The sequence below is a fragment of the Microbacterium oxydans genome (genome assembly GCF_026559675.1).
Classification (GTDB): Bacteria; Actinomycetota; Actinomycetes; order Actinomycetales; family Microbacteriaceae; genus Microbacterium; species Microbacterium oxydans_D.
The window spans coordinates 14,030-29,315 of the sequence record NZ_CP092891.1 but is presented as its reverse complement, the minus strand read 5'-3'; the positions used below and the strand labels follow the sequence as shown (position 1 = coordinate 29,315).

The 15,286-nt window shown below is 68.8% G+C and carries 16 protein-coding genes and 2 tRNA genes; 8 read left to right on the top strand and 10 right to left on the bottom strand.

Annotation, left to right across the window (positions count from 1 at the left end):
* The first annotated feature begins 33 nt into the window (after positions 1 to 33).
* Complete coding sequence (locus tag MME74_RS00145; RefSeq protein ID WP_267416595.1) at positions 34 to 273, top strand: cell division protein CrgA; 240 nt, start codon at positions 34 to 36, stop codon at positions 271 to 273.
* A 164-nt stretch (positions 274 to 437) separates the two neighbouring features.
* Here the strand turns inward: MME74_RS00145 and MME74_RS00140 are convergent, their stop codons facing one another.
* Positions 438 to 1,337, bottom strand: a complete 900-nt coding sequence (locus MME74_RS00140; protein ID WP_267416594.1) for a rhomboid family intramembrane serine protease — start codon at positions 1,335 to 1,337, stop codon at positions 438 to 440.
* 21 nt (positions 1,338 to 1,358) lie between these two features.
* A complete protein-coding gene (locus MME74_RS00135; protein WP_267416593.1) occupies positions 1,359 to 1,916 on the bottom strand; it encodes a peptidylprolyl isomerase in 558 nt (185 codons plus the stop codon).
* A 147-nt stretch (positions 1,917 to 2,063) separates the two neighbouring features.
* On the opposite strand from MME74_RS00135, the gene MME74_RS00130 reads away from it, so the two are divergent.
* Together MME74_RS00130 and MME74_RS00125 are read left to right on the top strand one after the other, a co-directional pair.
* A complete protein-coding gene (locus MME74_RS00130; protein WP_267416592.1) occupies positions 2,064 to 2,564 on the top strand; it encodes a DNA helicase in 501 nt (166 codons plus the stop codon).
* A gap of 89 nt (positions 2,565 to 2,653) precedes the next feature.
* On the top strand, positions 2,654 to 3,076 hold the full coding sequence (locus MME74_RS00125) for an aminoacyl-tRNA deacylase (RefSeq protein ID WP_267418613.1): 423 nt from the start codon (positions 2,654 to 2,656) through the stop codon (positions 3,074 to 3,076).
* Positions 3,077 to 3,118: 42 nt separating this feature from the next.
* On the opposite strand, the gene MME74_RS00120 is transcribed toward MME74_RS00125, so the two are convergent.
* Positions 3,119 to 3,541, bottom strand: a complete 423-nt coding sequence (locus MME74_RS00120) for an NUDIX hydrolase (protein WP_267416591.1) — start codon at positions 3,539 to 3,541, stop codon at positions 3,119 to 3,121.
* 355 nt (positions 3,542 to 3,896) lie between these two features.
* Between MME74_RS00120 and MME74_RS00115 the strand changes: the two genes are divergently transcribed.
* On the top strand, positions 3,897 to 4,136 hold the full coding sequence (locus tag MME74_RS00115) for a hypothetical protein (protein ID WP_267416590.1): 240 nt from the start codon (positions 3,897 to 3,899) through the stop codon (positions 4,134 to 4,136).
* Between the two features lie 60 nt (positions 4,137 to 4,196).
* On the opposite strand, the gene MME74_RS00110 is transcribed toward MME74_RS00115, so the two are convergent.
* From MME74_RS00110 to MME74_RS00095, 4 genes are all read right to left on the bottom strand, one after another.
* A complete protein-coding gene (locus tag MME74_RS00110; RefSeq protein WP_267416589.1) occupies positions 4,197 to 5,621 on the bottom strand; it encodes an aldehyde dehydrogenase family protein in 1,425 nt (474 codons plus the stop codon).
* A 135-nt stretch (positions 5,622 to 5,756) separates the two neighbouring features.
* The gene (gene solA / locus MME74_RS00105; RefSeq protein WP_267416588.1) at positions 5,757 to 6,935 is read right to left on the bottom strand and encodes an N-methyl-L-tryptophan oxidase; all 1,179 of its coding nucleotides are present in this window, start codon (positions 6,933 to 6,935) and stop codon (positions 5,757 to 5,759) included.
* 40 nt (positions 6,936 to 6,975) lie between these two features.
* Positions 6,976 to 8,112 (bottom strand): tyramine oxidase subunit B, encoded by a 1,137-nt coding sequence (locus MME74_RS00100; protein ID WP_267416587.1) that lies wholly within the window; start codon positions 8,110 to 8,112, stop codon positions 6,976 to 6,978.
* On the bottom strand, positions 8,109 to 9,647 hold the full coding sequence (locus MME74_RS00095; RefSeq protein WP_267416586.1) for an APC family permease: 1,539 nt from the start codon (positions 9,645 to 9,647) through the stop codon (positions 8,109 to 8,111). Before MME74_RS00095 ends, MME74_RS00100 begins: the two co-directional genes overlap by 4 nt.
* A 156-nt stretch (positions 9,648 to 9,803) precedes the next feature.
* Here MME74_RS00095 and MME74_RS00090 point away from each other — a divergent pair, with 156 nt between their 5' ends.
* The 4 genes from MME74_RS00090 to MME74_RS00075 are packed head-to-tail and all read left to right on the top strand — an operon-like array spanning position 9,804 to position 13,351.
* Complete coding sequence (locus MME74_RS00090) at positions 9,804 to 10,715, top strand: helix-turn-helix domain-containing protein (RefSeq protein ID WP_267416585.1); 912 nt, start codon at positions 9,804 to 9,806, stop codon at positions 10,713 to 10,715.
* Positions 10,716 to 10,770: 55 nt separating this feature from the next.
* On the top strand, positions 10,771 to 11,895 hold the full coding sequence (locus MME74_RS00085; RefSeq protein ID WP_267416584.1) for a M24 family metallopeptidase: 1,125 nt from the start codon (positions 10,771 to 10,773) through the stop codon (positions 11,893 to 11,895).
* A gap of 5 nt (positions 11,896 to 11,900) precedes the next feature.
* Positions 11,901 to 12,938: an endonuclease/exonuclease/phosphatase family protein gene (locus MME74_RS00080; protein ID WP_267416583.1), complete on the top strand. Its 1,038-nt coding sequence runs from the start codon at positions 11,901 to 11,903 to the stop codon at positions 12,936 to 12,938.
* A 38-nt stretch (positions 12,939 to 12,976) separates the two neighbouring features.
* Positions 12,977 to 13,351: an HNH endonuclease gene (locus MME74_RS00075; protein WP_267416581.1), complete on the top strand. Its 375-nt coding sequence runs from the start codon at positions 12,977 to 12,979 to the stop codon at positions 13,349 to 13,351.
* A gap of 18 nt (positions 13,352 to 13,369) precedes the next feature.
* On the opposite strand, the gene MME74_RS00070 is transcribed toward MME74_RS00075, so the two are convergent.
* The 3 genes from MME74_RS00070 to MME74_RS00060 all read right to left on the bottom strand — a co-directional run bounded on the left by MME74_RS00070 (position 13,370) and on the right by MME74_RS00060 (position 15,270).
* Positions 13,370 to 14,770, bottom strand: a complete 1,401-nt coding sequence (locus MME74_RS00070) for an APC family permease (RefSeq protein ID WP_267416580.1) — start codon at positions 14,768 to 14,770, stop codon at positions 13,370 to 13,372.
* Between the two features lie 327 nt (positions 14,771 to 15,097).
* Positions 15,098 to 15,170 (bottom strand) — tRNA-Ala (locus MME74_RS00065).
* A 26-nt stretch (positions 15,171 to 15,196) separates the two neighbouring features.
* Positions 15,197 to 15,270, bottom strand: a tRNA-Ile gene (locus tag MME74_RS00060).
* Between the last annotated feature and the right edge of the window lie 16 nt (positions 15,271 to 15,286).

Sequence of the window (15,286 nt, the reverse complement as noted above, 5' to 3'; positions counted from 1 at the left end):
TCGGATGACAGGCGACATGGGTACAATGACGGCATGGCACGTGACCGTAAGACTGAAGAACCCGCCGTCGAGCGCGCCGAAGGCGACGCCGCTCCCAACGCCGTGTGGTTCAAGCCGGTGATGATCGGCTTCATGCTCCTCGGTCTAGTCTGGATCCTGGTCTTCTACATCTCGGGCATGCAGTTCCCGATCCCGGGGCTCTCCAACTGGAACCTGGCGATCGGCCTCGGCATCGCGCTGATCGGCTTCCTGATGACCACGCGCTGGCGCTGACGCCCCTCCCACCTCTCGAAAAAGGCCCCCTCGCATGGCGAAGGGGCCTTTTTCACATCTGCCCACAGGCCGTCCCCAGAGTTATCCACAGATCTCTCCACAGCCTGGGGAGAATTACATGGGTGTTATTCACAGGGGTTAACAACCCTGTTAACAACTCCGGATCAGGCCAGAAGGATCAGCGGCGGGACGAGGAAGACGACCACGAGCAACACGATCGTGAGCGCGACGAGCGACACGATCTGCCAGATCCGCTGCTCCGGTCGCTTCGTCTTGACGTAGATGAAGGCGACGAGGGCGCCGATGAGCAGGCCGCCGAGGTGCGCCTGCCAGGAGATCCGTCCGCCGCCGAACACCAGGCCGTAGACGAAGTTGATGCCGAGGATCACGAGGAGCCCGGTGACGTTCGCTCCGATGTGACGGCCGACGATGAGCAGCGCCGCCATGAGTCCGAAGATCGCTCCGGAGGCGCCGACGGTCGAGGTCAGGGGCGCGAGCACCGCGACCATGACCGACCCGCCGAGACCGCTGATGAGGTAGAGCGCGAGGAAGCGGGCCCTGCCGAGCATGGGCTCGAGGCTCTGGCCGAGCATCCACAGGGCGAGCATGTTGAGCGCCAGGTGGATGAAGTTGCCGTGCGCGAAGACGGCTGTCAGCAGCCGCCACGGCTCGAAGGGGAGCGGCGAGAGGTTGGGGTACAGGTACGGCGACGCGAAGAACAGCTGGTCCGTGATCTGCGGGCCGATGCCGGGGATCAGCTGCAGCAGTCCGATGAAGGACGTGACGGCGAGCAGGACGTAGGTGACGATGGGCCGACCGCTGCGGGTGATCGCCATCGCACCGCCGCTGCGGCTGCCCCAGCGGCGCTCGGCCTTCTTCTGCGCGGGGGTGCGGTTCTTGCGATCCGCGTTCATGCACTCCGGGCAGATGACGCCCACGGGCGCCGGTGTCTGGCACTCGGGGCAGATGGTGCGCATGCACCGCTGGCAGAGCACGAAGCTCTGCCGATCCGGATGCCGGTAGCAGAAGTTGTCGCGATTGCTCGTGAACTCAGGCGTGGTCATCCGGATCGGCCGCAGCTGTCGTCAGGCCGCGACGATGTCGATCGACTGCAGCACGACGGGCTGGTTCGGGCGGTCGCCCGAGCCGGTCGGGACGGCCGCGATCGCGTCGACGACGGCCTTGGAGGCGTCATCGGCGACCTCGCCGAAGATGGTGTGCTTGCCCTGCAGCCACGGCGTCGGGTCGGTGGTGATGAAGAACTGCGAGCCGTTGGTGCCCTCGGGCTTGCCCGTGATGGCGTTGCGACGGAGACCGGCGTTGGCCATGGCGAGGATGTAGGGCTCGTTGAAGTTGAGCTCCATGTTGATCTCGTCGTCGAAGTTGTAGCCGGGGCCGCCGACGCCCTGTCCGAGCGGGTCGCCGCCCTGGATCATGAAGTTCGGGATGATGCGGTGGAAGATGACGTCCTTGTAGAGAGGACCCTCGCCGGGCTTGCCGGTGGCGGGATCGGTCCACTCCTGGGTGCCGTCGGCGAGGCCGACGAAGTTCTTGACCGTCTTCGGGGCGTGGTCACCGAAGAGGTTGATGACGATGTCACCGTGGTTGGTGTGCAGGGTTGCGACATGAGAAGCGTGAGCCATGCCCTCATTCTCGCAGAGCTTCCGGTGAGTTGGCCGAGGTACGTACATCCGATCGCACGATGACGCAAGGCCCACGCGATTCCCTCCCTCCATCCAGCCTCTCGTGGCAAGATGGGGAACCCGTACTCCAATGGACAGGAGAGCATCGTGAGCCTCAGCCGCAAGCGGAAGAAGGAACTGCGTCGTCTTCAGAACGACGCGAACCAGCTCTGGGAGAACCAGCAGGTGCTCGTCGGTCACGCCGCCGATGTCGCCCGAGAGGCGGGCCGTCAGCTCGGCAACCTCAATCGTGAGCAGGTCGTCCCGGTCATCCAGGACACGTACAACCGCCGTGTCGCCCCGGTCGTCGACCGTGGCGTGAAGATCGGCAAGCACGTCGTCGACGACAAGTTCGTCCCGATCGTGGGCGGTGTCGTCGGTTCGGCGCTCACCGCGTGGGACGTCGCCAACGCCAAGCGCCACGGTGTCGCCGTGCAGGTGCGCAAGGCGACCGCGCCGCAGAAGAAGGGTCCGGGCCTCGGCTCGGTCATCGCGATCATCCTCGGCGCTGCCGCGGCCGTCGGCGTGCTCTACGCCGCATGGCAGGCACTGCGCGCGGATGATGAGCTCTGGGTCGCGGACGACCCGCTCGCCGCACCCGACGCGTGACTCCGTCTGATCTCGCCTCCGTCACCTCGGGTGACGGAGGCGATCAGCATGCGCGGGTCCGGGAGGCCGCCGCGGCCCGCGACCTGGACATCGAGATCCGCGAACGCCCGGCGGCCGGCAGCCTGTTCGAGGCGGCCGAACTGCTCGGCATCCCACCGTCCGGCATCGTGAAGACCCTCGTGGTGAAGAGGTCGGACGACACCTACCTGTTCGCCCTCATCCCGGGCGGGCGCTCGATCTCGTGGCCGAAGTTGCGCGCACTGGTGGGCGTGAACAAGCTGCGACTGCCCGAGCCGGAGCTGGCCCTCGCGGCCACCGGCTACGAGCGGGGCACCATCGTGCCGATCGGCAGCACCACCGACTGGCCGATCTACGCCGACGAGACCATCGTCGGCCAGCGGATCGCGATGGGTGCGGGGGCCCACGGGTACAGCCTGTTCGTGGAGGCCGACGACCTCATCTCCGCCTACGGCGCCACGGTCGCCGACATCTCGGTTCCCGAGAACCGCTGACCGTCCGACCCCGTTCGTCAAGCGTGTGGAGCGGACGAGACGTCAGAGGATGCCGGCCATGCGCATGGCGATATCGACGAGCTTCACGCGCTGCAGCTCCGCCACCGCCTTGCGGGGGAACCACTCGGCCATGTCGGTCGAGCCGTCGGTCTCGAACCGGAGCTTTCCCCCGGTGACCTGGGCGCGGTAGACGATGCGCAGGGTGTGCAGCGGATCCGCCGCCTTCTGCACGCGTCGACCGGCGGGGATCACCCGCGAGTGGATGCCGAGGAGCTCGCCGACCTTCACGGTGTAGCCGGTCTCCTCGCGGAGCTCGCGGCGAACCGCATCCTCCGGCGACTCACCGGGCTCGAGCCCGCCGCCGGGCATCGTCCACGCGACGCGGCGTCCCTCGGTCCAGCGCGCCAGCAGCAGCCGTCCGTCGTCATCGGTGACGACCGCATACGCCGCGACACGCAGGTCCATGGGTCACACACTATCCGTCGCCGGAGACCGGTGATGACCGCATGTCGGAGCGCCCTTCCCGCGATCGATCACGAATCGAGAAGCACACCGGCGCCCCGCGTCCGTAGTGTGATCTTCACACCGGCACCACGTCGAGAGGACCGATCATGGCCGAGAAAGAGAAGAACTTCAGCGCGGAAGAACGCGAGGCCATGCAGGCCGCCGCGAAGGAGGCTCGCACGCGGCGTTCCCGGGCGAAGAAGTCCCCGGAAGAGCTGAGAGCCGCGGGGGAGGCCGACATCAAGGAGGCCATCGAGAAGCTCACCCCCGAGGACCAGGCGCTCTGTCCAACAAGCTGCACGCGCTCGTCTCGGAGGTGGCCCCCGAGCTGGTGCCGCGCACGTACTACGGCATGCCCGCGTGGGGCCGTGACGGGAAGGTGCTCTGCTTCTTCCAACCGGCCAGCAAGTTCAAGGTGCGCTACGGCACGTTCGGCTTCGAGCCGATCTCGAACCTCGACGACGGCACCGTCTGGCCGACCGCCTACGCGGTCACCGACCTCACGAAGGCCGACCTGGAGTTCCTCGCCGAGCGCATCCGCCTCGCGATCAGCTGACCGCTGCGCAGAACAGGGTGCGCGGCCACACGGGCCGCGCACCCTGCGTTCCGCCGTTGCTCAGCCGTTGATGATCTGCGGCACCGCGACCGACTTGAGCCCCTCGACCCCGAACTCGAGGCCGTAGCCCGAGGACTTGTGGCCGCCGAACGGGATCATCGGATGCACTCCGCCGTGCGAGTTGATCCACACGGTGCCGGCCTGGATGCGCGCGGCCACCTTCCGCGCCTCCTCGCGCTCGCCCCAGACGGAGGCGCCGAGCCCGACGTCGAGGCCGTTGGCGCTGGCCACCGCGTCATCCACGTCGGTGTACCGGATGATCGGGAGTGCCGGGCCGAACTGCTCCTCGTCGACGAGAGCCACCCCGTCGGTCACATCGGCGACGAGGGTGATCGGGTAGAACAGTTCCCCGAGCTCAGTCGCCGGCGCTCCACCCGTGACGATGCGGCCGCCGTTGCGCGCGGCATCCTCCACCAGGTCCCGCACGATCTCGAACTGCGCACGGTTCTGCAGCGGGCCGAGCACGTTCTGCTCCTCGAGGCCGTTACCCATCGGCGTCTGCCGCGCCACGTCTGCCAGCGCCTCGACCACCTCGTCGTAGACGGAGTCGTGCACGTAGAGCCGCTTGAGGGCCGCGCAGGTCTGGCCGGTGTTGATGAACGCGCCCCAGAACAGGTCCTGCGCGATGGCCGCGGCATCGACACCGGGCAGCACGATCCCGGCATCGTTCCCCCCGAGCTCGAGCGTGAGCCGCGCGAGGTTCTGCGCCGAGCTCTCCACGATGCGGCGTCCGGTCGCGGTCGACCCCGTGAACATGACCTTGCCGATGTCGGGGTGCGAGGCGATCCGCGCCCCCACCTCGCGGTCACCGGCCACCCCGATCAGCACATCGCGGGGGAGCACCTGGTTCATGACCTCGATGAGCGCGAGGACGCTCAGGGTCGTGTATCCGCTCGGCTTCACGACCACCGTGTTGCCCATGCGCAGTGCCGGCGCGATCTGCCAGATGCCGATCATGAGGGGCCAGTTCCACGGTCCGATCGCGCCGACCACACCGATCGCGCGGTAGTGCAGCTCGGCATGGGTCTCGCCGTCGTCGACCACGACCTCCGGCTCCAGCGGCGTCGCGGCGGCGGTGCGGAGCCAGGCCGAGCAGGCCCCGACCTCGAAGCGGGCGTTCGGACCGTTGAGCGGCTTGCCCTGCTCGCGGGACAGCAGTCGGGCAAGCGGCTCGGCATTCGCGTCGATGGCATCGGCCACACGGTGGAGCAGTGCGCTGCGTTCCGCGTGCCCGAGTGCATCCCACGCCGGCTGAGCGGCCTTGGCACGCTCGACCGCGGCGTCGAGCTCCTCGACCGTGTGCACGGGTGCTCGACCGATGGGCTCGCGCGTCGCCGCGTCGACCACTTCGCGGCCCTGTCCCTCCGGTGCGCCGACGCGCTCCAGCAGAGCGGCCTCATCCAGAACCGGGGCGATATCCGACATCACTGTCTCCTCACGATGGGTCGCACGACACGGTTCGTCGTGCAGTTCGAGTCTGTGCTCGGGAGTCGAGCGGGGTTTGTCTGCCCGTGCGGGGCGCTTGTCGGTCCGTGATCGAACCACGCCGGGGAGCTCGGCTCAGTGCCCTCCGCCGCGGTACGGACCGAGGGCCGCCAGACGGTCGAGGTGCGCGGCCATCGAGAAGTGCGGATCGATGCCGGCCTCCTCCGGCTCTGTGGCGAGACGGGCGGCCCATTCGCCGAGCACGGGCGCGAACTTGAACCCGTGCCCGGAGAGCCCGGTCACCGTGACGACCCGCGCGCTCTCGCTCACATCGACGATCGGCGTGCGATCGGGCGTGTAGGCGCAGTGGTGCACGCTGGAGCGCACCGGCTCGGGGTTCAGCGCGGGGAAGAACTCCTTCGCCTGCTGCCCGATCTTCACGAGCTCGCGCCGCGTGTACTCCCGGGGCACCTCGTCGACGTCGCGGGCGACCGGCCAGGTCGGGTTGCTGCTGGCCTTGATGGAGTAACCGTCGAGGCTCGGTGCCCCGAAGAAGTGCACGGGGCCGACGTCGCGCAGGAAGGCCGGGAAGCGCTCCGGGAGGAAGTCGGCGATCTCCCTCGGCATGAACCAGGTCAGTCCGAGCACCTGCAGGCGCAGGAGGTCCCGCAGGCGACCGTCCAGCCGGGTGGACCACGATCCCGAGGCGAGGATCACGGTGTCGGCCCTGATCGCCTCGTCCGGGGTGCGGACCACGACGCCGCCGGGCTCCTCCTCGATCGCCAGCACCGGGGAGTTGAAACGCAGCTGCGCGCCGGCGGTCTCGGCGAGATCGAGCGCGGCCATCAGAGACACCTCGGGGCGGATGCCGCCACCGTGATGGTCGAGCACCCCGACGTCGCCGTCGTGCACGTTGTGCTGCGGATGCGCGCGACGCAGCTCCTCGGTGTCGTAGAGGGTGTGCGGCAGGTCGAACTCGCGCACGGTGTCGAGCGTCGTGCGCATCTCCACACGGTCGGGCTGAGCGATCGACAACGCGCCCACCTCGAGGTACAGCTCCCGGCCCGACTGCTGCTCGAGCTCTCGCCACAGCCGCCGCGACTCCTGGAGCATCGGCACGTAGAGCCCGCCCTCGTGATACGCGGTGCGGAAGACACGTGACTCCCCGGCATAGGAGCCGCGGTCGTGCACCCGGCCGTACTGCTCGATGCCGATGACCTCGACGTCGTCACGCTGCGACAACCGCCACGCGGCGAGCGCGCCGACGGCGCCCAGTCCGACGATGACGATCCGCTTCCTGACCTGCGCGCTCATGACGCCTCCTGACGACTGATGGATGGGGGACGGATGCCGGTCATGCGAGGGCCGGGGAATCCCAGAGGAGCAGCTCCGTGCCGATGCCCTCGGCCACGGCTCGGCGGTACACGACGGTTCCCCACGCGACGTCCTCCACGGGCATCCCGCCGACGGAGGAGAGGAAGATCTCGTCCTCGCTCCGGCGGCCCTCGGCCTCGCCGCTCATGATCGCCGGGAGGTTCTCGAGCGCGTCGTCGCCCACATCACCCGAGCGGATGCGGTCGAGCAGGTACATGCCGTGCAGCCCGATGTGCTCGTGCGCGGGGTGCGGCACCTCTTCGCTCCACGCCTCGTACAGGCCGCGGAAGTCGGCGATGTGTCGAGCACCGTGGAGCAGCTCGTCGTCGATCATGATGTCGGCGGGCAGGCTCACCAGGGCACCCGGCTTGAGCCACCGCTTCTCGATCCGCACGTAGTTCGCCGACCCCGCCGGCGTGGTGGGCGCGATGGTGACCAGGTCGCTGTCCCGCACGGCCTCCTCGACGCCGTCGACGACCGTGACCGACGTGAACTGCGGATACTCGCGCCGCACCCACTCGACGAAGGCGTCGATGCTCGACCGGCTGCGACCGGCGACCTTCAGGGTGTCGAGCCCGGGGCGCACGGCCACGAAGGCCTCGAGCGTGGTCCTGTTCATCACGCCGGGGGCCACGATGCCGACACTCCGGGCATCGGGATTCGCGAGGTGACGGGCACCGACCCCCGGCACGGCGCCGGTGCGATAGGCGCTCAACAGGTTGGCGGACATGTGCGCGAGCGGGGCTCCGGTGTCCTTGTCGCTCAGGGTGAGCATCAGGATCGACCGCGGGAGTCCGTGCTCGCGATTGGCCATGTTCGACCCGTACCACTTGCATCCGGCCGTCTGGAAGGAGCCGCCGAGGTAGGCCGGCATCGCCATCATCCGGCGGTGCGGACCGTCCAGAGGCATCCCGTCGTGGGTCGACTCCGCGGGGAAGGTGACCATCGCCCCGTGCGAGTTCCCCTCGGGGCCGCCCATCCGATAGTCGCCGGCGTCGACGAGACGCAGTGTCTCCTCCATCACGTCGACGCACAGGGCCATGTCCTTCACCCCCGCCGCGATCGTGTCCGGTTCGGACAGATAGCGGAACGTCAGTCGGGTGTCGGAGGTGCTCACTGGTTTCCTCTCGTCGCTTCGACCACCGGGTCGCCCAGGTGCGGGTTCTCCGGGAGCTCGGTGCCGTGGCCGATCTGGCGATACACCTCCGGCCTGGCCCGCCGCAGCCACAGCGCCCAGACGACGGCCAGGGCCGAGGGCACCAGGAGCACGGCGGGAAGGATGAAGGTCGTCGGGGTGGACTCGGCCTGACCGAGCAGCACGTCCCAGTTCAGGAGGATCAGCACCCACACGATCGCCAGGGCCACGAAGGAGATGATCGGTGCGACGAGCCTGCTCCCGGCGCCGACCTCGCGCTGATCGCGGCGGAAGAACCCGATCACCGCGACGGAGACGAGCACCAGGAGGAGCACGAGCCCGAACGCGCCCAGGTTGGTGAGCCATGTGAAGAGCGTGATCACCGGGTAGGGGCCGTTCTCCGGGTTCCAGCCCTGCTCCCCGATCGCGAAGCCGACGATGACGAGGACCGCGATCGCGGACTGCAGCAGCGACCCCGCCCACGGTGCCCCGCTCTTGGTGCGGACGGTGCCCAGCACCCGGGGCAGCACGCCCTCGCGCCCGAGCGAGAACGCATACCGGGCGACCGCGTTGTGGAAGCTCACGAGGGCCGCGAACAGACTCGTGATGAAGAGGATCGACATCACGTCGACCCAGATCACGCCGAGGTGCTCCGCGACGAAGTTGAAGAACAGCGGGGGACCGGCCTCCTCGGGGGAGATGCCGGCGGGGTCCGTGATCTTGCCCGGGCCGACCGCGAGGGCGAGCGCCCAGGAGGAGAGGGCGTAGAAGAGGCCCGAGACGCCGACCGCGAGGAAGGTCGCGCGCGGGATGGTGCGCTTGGGGTCCTTCGACTCCTCGCCGTAGATGGCCGCCGACTCGAAGCCCATGAACGCCGCGATGCCGAAGGCGAGCACCGCTCCGACGCCGGGGACGAAGAGCGCCGACGGGGTGATGGGTGCGGCGGTGAAGCCCTCCGCCGGATTGCCGAACGCGAACAGGTCGAACACGATCACCGCGACGAACTCGAGCGCCACGAGCACGCCCAGCACCTTGGCCGAGAGATCGACCCGATGCACGCCGAGCACCCCGACGAGCACGATCGTGAGGATCACCCACACCCACCACGGGGTCACCCAGCCGGTCTTGGACTCGATGAAGGAGCTGATCTGGAACCCGAGCATCCCGTAGATGCCGATCTGCATCGCGTTGTACGAGAGGAACGCGAGCACGGAGGCGCCGACGCCGGTCGGGCGGCCGATGCCCTGTGCGACGTAGGCGTAGAACGCTCCTGCGTTCGTGACGAACCTGCTCATGGCCGCGTAGCCGATCGCGAAGATCCCGAGGGCGACCGCCAAGACGATGTAGCCGAAGGGGATGCCGTCGACATGCGTGACCGCGTAGGCGCTGGTGACGCCGCCGGCGAGGACCGTCAGCGGCGCAGAGGCCGCGATGATCATGAACGCGACCGCGAAGACGCCGAGACGCCGATGCTCGGCCGTTCTCGTCGTCGACGTTGTGGGTGTGGACGTCACCATGGCGCAGCTCCTTCGATGCTCGGGTATGTCCTCATACTCGCCAGGGCCGCGCGTCGTCGATTGACGGCGAGAGCAGAACACTTGTCTACGCGGGCACAGCGGCCGGATGCTAAAATGCAGCATCGTATATGATCGGCCACAGTGGGGTGAGCCTTGATGCAGAGTCTGTCGTTCCTCGACTACCGCCATGCGGTGTCCCGCGCGGTCGTCGCGCTCGATGTGACCGCGCCCGAGCAGGATCGCTTCCGCGGTGCGATCGATGCCACCGCGGCCGGCGACATCCACGTCTTCGCGATCGATGCCGACGGGCACGGCGTGCACCGCACGCCCTCCCTCATCTCCCGTGCCCCGCAGCAGTACTTCAAGTTCTCCCGCATCGAACGCGGCAGCGGACTGATCGTGCAGGACGGACGGGAGACCGCTCTCGGCAGCGGTGACATGGCGCTGTACGACACCGACCGCCCGTACTCGCTGCTGTTCGACGACGCGGTGCAGATGTCGGTCGTGATGTTCCCGAAGGTACTGCTCGACATCCCGGCGGAGGACACCAGTCGCATCACCGCCACACGGCTGAACGCCGGCGGAGCACTGGGCGCGATGGTCGGTCCGTACCTGGGCTCGCTCGCCGAGGGCGCCCATCATCTCGACAGCCGCATCGCGCGGCGGATGCTGCGGACCGCGGTCGACATGCTCAGCACGGTGCTGGAGGCGAACCTCGCCGCGACCGCCGGTCCGGTGAGCGCGCACTCCACGACTCTGACCCACATCCTCACGTACATCGACGTGCACCTGGCGGACAGCGAGCTCTCCCCTTCGCAGATCGCGGCGGCGCACTTCATCTCGGTGCGGCACCTGCATGCGATGTTCAGCGAGCAGGGGTCGACCGTCTCGACCGTGATCCGCCGACGCCGACTGCAGCGCTGCTACGACGCGCTCATCGACCCGTATCAGGCGCACCGCTCGATCGCCGAGATCGCGATCGCCGCCGGCTTCGTCGACCCCGCGCACTTCAGCCGAGTCTTCCGCGCCCACTACGGGGTCCCTCCCCGCGCGGTGCGCACGAGCTGAGCCGCATCGCAGGATCGGGGTGCCGACCGCGCACCCGCGCAGTAGCGTTGAGGCCGTGAGCACACTGCCCTTCCCCGCCTCCGTGTACGCCGCCCGCCTCACCCGCGCCGCCTCCCTCGCCGCGGACGCCGGACTCGATGCGATCGTCGTCGGTCCCGGCCCCGACCTGCAGTATCTGGTGGGCGTCGAGGGCGACACGATCGAGCGCCTCACCGCCCTCGTGATCGGCCCCGACGTCGCGCCCACGGTCGTCGTACCGCGGATGGAGCTCGCGAAGGTGCGCAGCACCGCAGTCGGCGAGCTCGGACTCGCGGTCTCCGACTGGGTCGACGGCGAGGACCCGTACGCGCTGGTCACCGCCGCCGTCGGCACGGTGTCGCGGGTCGGCGTCTCGGATGCCCTGCCCGCGCTGCACGTGATCCCGATCGGCGAACGCCTCGGTGTGGGCCTGGAGCTCGCGACCCCCGTGCTGCGCGAGGGCCGCATGATCAAGGACGCCGAGGAGATCACCGAGCTCCGCCGGGCCGGAGACGCCATCGATGCGGTGCACCGCCGCGTGCACGAATGGCTGCGGGCGGGACGCACGGAGCGCGAGGTGGCGGCCGACATCGCCGAGGCCATCGTCGCCGAGGGCCATCGCACCGTGGAGTTCGTGATCGTCGGATCCGGACCGAACGGCGCCGACCCGCACCACGAGGTCTCCGACCGCGTGATCGAAGAGGGAGATGTCGTGGTGGTCGACATCGGCGGTGCCGTGCCCAGCGGGTACAACTCCGACAGCACCCGCACCTACGTCGTCGGCACGCCCTCCCCCGCGGCCGCCGAGCGCATCGCGGTGCTCGTGCGGGCGCAGCAGGCGGCGGTGGATGCCGTGCGCCCCGGGGCCACCGCGGCCGAGGTGGATGCCGCTGCTCGGAGCGTGCTCGCCGACGCAGGACTGGGCGAGGCGTTCCTGCACCGCACCGGCCACGGCATCGGGGTCTCGGTGCACGAGGAGCCCTACATCGCGCCGGGCAACGACCTCGTGCTGCGCGAGGGCATGGCGTTCAGCATCGAGCCGGGCATCTACTTCAGCGGCGAGTGGGGCGCCCGCATCGAGGACATCGTCGTGGTGACGGCCGAGGGCGGCGAGCGGCTGAACGTCGCCCCGCACGAGCTGACGTCGGTCGGCACCCGCTGACCGGCATGACGCCCGGAGCGGAGGAGCCACCTCCGGCGAAGGCGAACCGCGCGCGGTCGGGGCGTTCGCATCGCTCGCTGCGGCTGCTCGTCACGCTGCTCCTCGGCGCGCCCGTGGCGGTGCTCCTCGTCTGGCCCCAGGCGTTCGGGGTGCAGCAGGCGTTCGGTGTCTCGCAGCTCATCGCGTTCCGCGCACCGGTCGCGCTGATCCTCGGGATCTGCACGGCGGTCGCACTGTTCCCGCGTCGCTGGGGCATCGCCGCGGGCCTCGCGATCGTCCTCGGGACGGCTTCGCTCGGGAACGCGTCCGTCCTGCTGATCCGCGGGTCCGCGAACACGCTTCCGCAGGGTGATCTCACCGTGCTCGTGTGGAACACCCAGGGCGGTGCCACGGCGCCCGACGAGGTCGCCCGCCTCGTGCTCGAGACCGGGGCCGACGTCGTCAGTCTTCCGGAGATGGATGACGAGGCGGCGGCCGAGGTCGCGCGTCTCGTGTCCGCCGACGGCCACCGGATGCTGCCGCACACGACGCGGGGCGAGAGCGGCGACTCCTGGATCCCGACCTCGCTGCTCATCGCGGAGGATCTCGGCGCGTACCGGATCGACGAGGCGGCGGGATCGACGCCCGGCCTGCCCAGTGGGGTGTGGCGTCCGGTCGACGGGAGCGGTCCGACCCTCGTGGCCGCGCATCCGCTCCCGCCGCTGCCCGGCACCCTGGACGAATGGCGGGCAGGTCTGCGGTGGGTGGCCGCGCAGTGCGACGCTCCCGACGTGATCGCCGCCGGTGACCTCAATGCCACGGTCGACCACCTCTCCGGACTGGGGGAGGACGGAGGGCTCGTCGGACGGTGTCATGACGCGGCGACGGAGGCCGGCACCGCAGCCGCAGGAACCTGGCCGTCGACGGTGCCGACCTGGATCGCGGCGCCGATCGACCACGTGTTGGTGGGATCCGACTGGACCGTGCGCGGTGTGCGGGTCGTCACCACCACTGGCCCCGGCAGCGACCACCGGGCGATCGTCGCGGTGCTGGACGCGCGCTGAAGCCGGGCGTTCGCCACCCGCCGCGATACCATCGCCCCATGCGCCGCCGCCGCAAGGTCTCCTCCGCCACCGCCTCTCCGGCGACCCGTGCGCGATACGCCAAGCGGCGGCAGAATCGGCTCGCCCGGGTCGACAACGATCTGACCGACACCGAGTGGTACGAGCTCATGGATGCCTGGGGCGGATGCGCGTACTGCGGCGGCGAAGGCGCTGCCCTCCAACGCGACTGCATCCAGCCCATCTCCCGCGGCGGTCGGTACACGCTCGAGAACGTGGTCCCCGCCTGCGCCTCCTGCAATGCGAGCAAGCACAACGACGAGGTGACCGGGTGGCTGCGCCGCAAGAAGCTCGATGAGCGCACCTTCCTGGTCCGGCATGCCACGATCCTGCGGGAGCTCCGACCCGTCGAGTGACGGGCCGGAGCCGCCGGGTCAGCGCTGAACGCCCTCCAGCTCGTCATCCGCGATCACGGGTGACTCCTCTTCACGGAAGTCCACCACCGGGGGCTTGCGACGGAATCCTCCGGTGAGCACCGCGAGCAGGACGATTCCGATCGCCACCCAGATCGCGCCGGCGATCAGCGTGGTCGACGACAGGCTCGTCCACAGCCAGATCGTCATCCCGAGCCCGATCAGCGGGGCGACGAGGTAGGCGAAGACGGCCTTCGTCCCGCGCTTCCTCCGGTCGATCCAGTAGAGCTTGATGACCGCGGCGTTCACGAACCCGAAGGCGACGAGCGCGCCGAAGCTGATCACCGAGGCCACGATGTCGAGCGGGAGGAACAGCGCGCCGAACGCGCCGATGAGTCCCACGATGATGATCGCGATGAACGGCGTGCGGAAGCGGGGGTGGATGCGTCCGAACACGGTCCGGGGGAGCTGACCGTCTCGCCCCATCGCGAACAGGATGCGCGAGACGGACGCCTGCGACGTGATGCCCGATGCGAAGGAGCCGGCGACGTAGGCGGCCGTGAAGAACGTGAACAGCGCGGTTCCCCCGATGCGCAGCATGATGTCCTTCGCCGCGGAGTCGACGTTCTCGAAGTTCGCGAAGTCGGGGAACACCAGCGAGGCCACCCACGCGGTGACGATGAAGATAAGTCCGCCGATGACCGTGGTGAGGATGATGGCGCGGGGGATCGAGCGCGTCGCGTCCTTCGCCTCCTCCGACAGGGTGGAGACCGCGTCGAAGCCGAGGAAGGCGAGGGCGAGCATGGCGGAGCCCGCGACGATCAGCCCGGGGTTCAGGCCCGGCTCGAAGAACGGCGCCAGGATGTCGACCGGATCGGCGGCCCCGGAGAGGTACGCGATCGCGGTGCCGACGAACACGACGACGAACACGATCTGCACACCGATGAGCGCCACGTTCACGCTCGAGACGAGAGTGATGCCGATCACGTTCAGCACGGTGACCAGCAGCATCGACGCGACGACCCAGACCCACAGCGGGATCGCGGGGAACGCGGCGTTGAGGTAGGTGCCGATCATGAGGTAGTTGAGCAGCGGCAGGACGAGGTAGTCCAGCAGCAGGGTCCAGCCGGTGAGGAAGCCGAGGTGCCGGCCGAAGGTGCGCTGTGTGAAGGTGTACGCCGACCCGGCCGACGGGTAGGCACGGGTCATGTTCGCGTAGCTGTAGGCGGTGAAGAGCATCGCCACGGTCGTGACCAGGTAGGCGCCGGCGATGTGGCCGTCGGTGGTCTCGGTCACGATCCCGTAGGTCGTGAAGACGGCCAGCGGCAGCATGTACGCGAGGCCGAACAGGACCAGGCTCGGGGTACCGAGCCTGCGGGAGAACGTACCGCCGGTGGCAGGCGTGGATGAGGGCGCGGACATGATCCTCCAGGGGTTTCTGAGCACGACTCTGTGCCCACGCGGCGAAGGCGTCGCGTGAGTGCGGACCTGGTGTCCGCGGTAGCGGGAAAGCGCTATCCGAACGATACACCCCGCCGGGATCCACGCAAGGGGAAGTTTCGGAGCCGAGGTCCGGGAGTTGTTAACAGCCTTGTTAACAGGTGTGGAGAACCCGGGCGTCGACACCGACGGGCCGCGCGGATCCGCGGCGAGGTCGTGCGGATGCCGCACCGCAGATGACCCGATCGGACGTCGCTCGCCCGGAAACGGGAGAAGCCCCCGGCATCTGCCAGGGGCTTCGTCTTCCTGTGGAGCCTAGGAGATTCGAACTCCTGACATCCTGCTTGCAAAGCAGGCGCTCTACCAACTGAGCTAAGGCCCCGTGAGGGGATTTCTTGAGTTAAGGAGTGGGGCTACCAGGACTTGAACCTGGGACCTCTTCATTATCAGTGAAGCGCTCTAACCGCCTGAGCTATAGCCCCGTCAACCTCCAAGACT

Excerpts from the sequence above, each read along its gene's own strand:
- MME74_RS00145 (WP_267416595.1), top strand. The coding sequence starts at position 34 with ATGGCACGTGACCGTAAGACTGAAGAACCCGCCGTCGAGCGCGCCGAA.
- MME74_RS00140 (WP_267416594.1), bottom strand. The coding sequence starts at position 1,337 with ATGACCACGCCTGAGTTCACGAGCAATCGCGACAACTTCTGCTACCGG.
- MME74_RS00135 (WP_267416593.1), bottom strand. The coding sequence starts at position 1,916 with ATGGCTCACGCTTCTCATGTCGCAACCCTGCACACCAACCACGGTGAC.
- MME74_RS00120 (WP_267416591.1), bottom strand. The coding sequence starts at position 3,541 with ATGGACCTGCGTGTCGCGGCGTATGCGGTCGTCACCGATGACGACGGA.
- MME74_RS00110 (WP_267416589.1), bottom strand. The coding sequence starts at position 5,621 with ATGTCGGATATCGCCCCGGTTCTGGATGAGGCCGCTCTGCTGGAGCGC.
- solA (WP_267416588.1), bottom strand. The coding sequence starts at position 6,935 with ATGAGCGCGCAGGTCAGGAAGCGGATCGTCATCGTCGGACTGGGCGCC.
- MME74_RS00095 (WP_267416586.1), bottom strand. The coding sequence starts at position 9,647 with ATGGTGACGTCCACACCCACAACGTCGACGACGAGAACGGCCGAGCAT.
- MME74_RS00090 (WP_267416585.1), top strand. The coding sequence starts at position 9,804 with ATGCAGAGTCTGTCGTTCCTCGACTACCGCCATGCGGTGTCCCGCGCG.
- MME74_RS00080 (WP_267416583.1), top strand. The coding sequence starts at position 11,901 with ATGACGCCCGGAGCGGAGGAGCCACCTCCGGCGAAGGCGAACCGCGCG.
- MME74_RS00075 (WP_267416581.1), top strand. The coding sequence starts at position 12,977 with ATGCGCCGCCGCCGCAAGGTCTCCTCCGCCACCGCCTCTCCGGCGACC.
- MME74_RS00070 (WP_267416580.1), bottom strand. The coding sequence starts at position 14,770 with ATGTCCGCGCCCTCATCCACGCCTGCCACCGGCGGTACGTTCTCCCGC.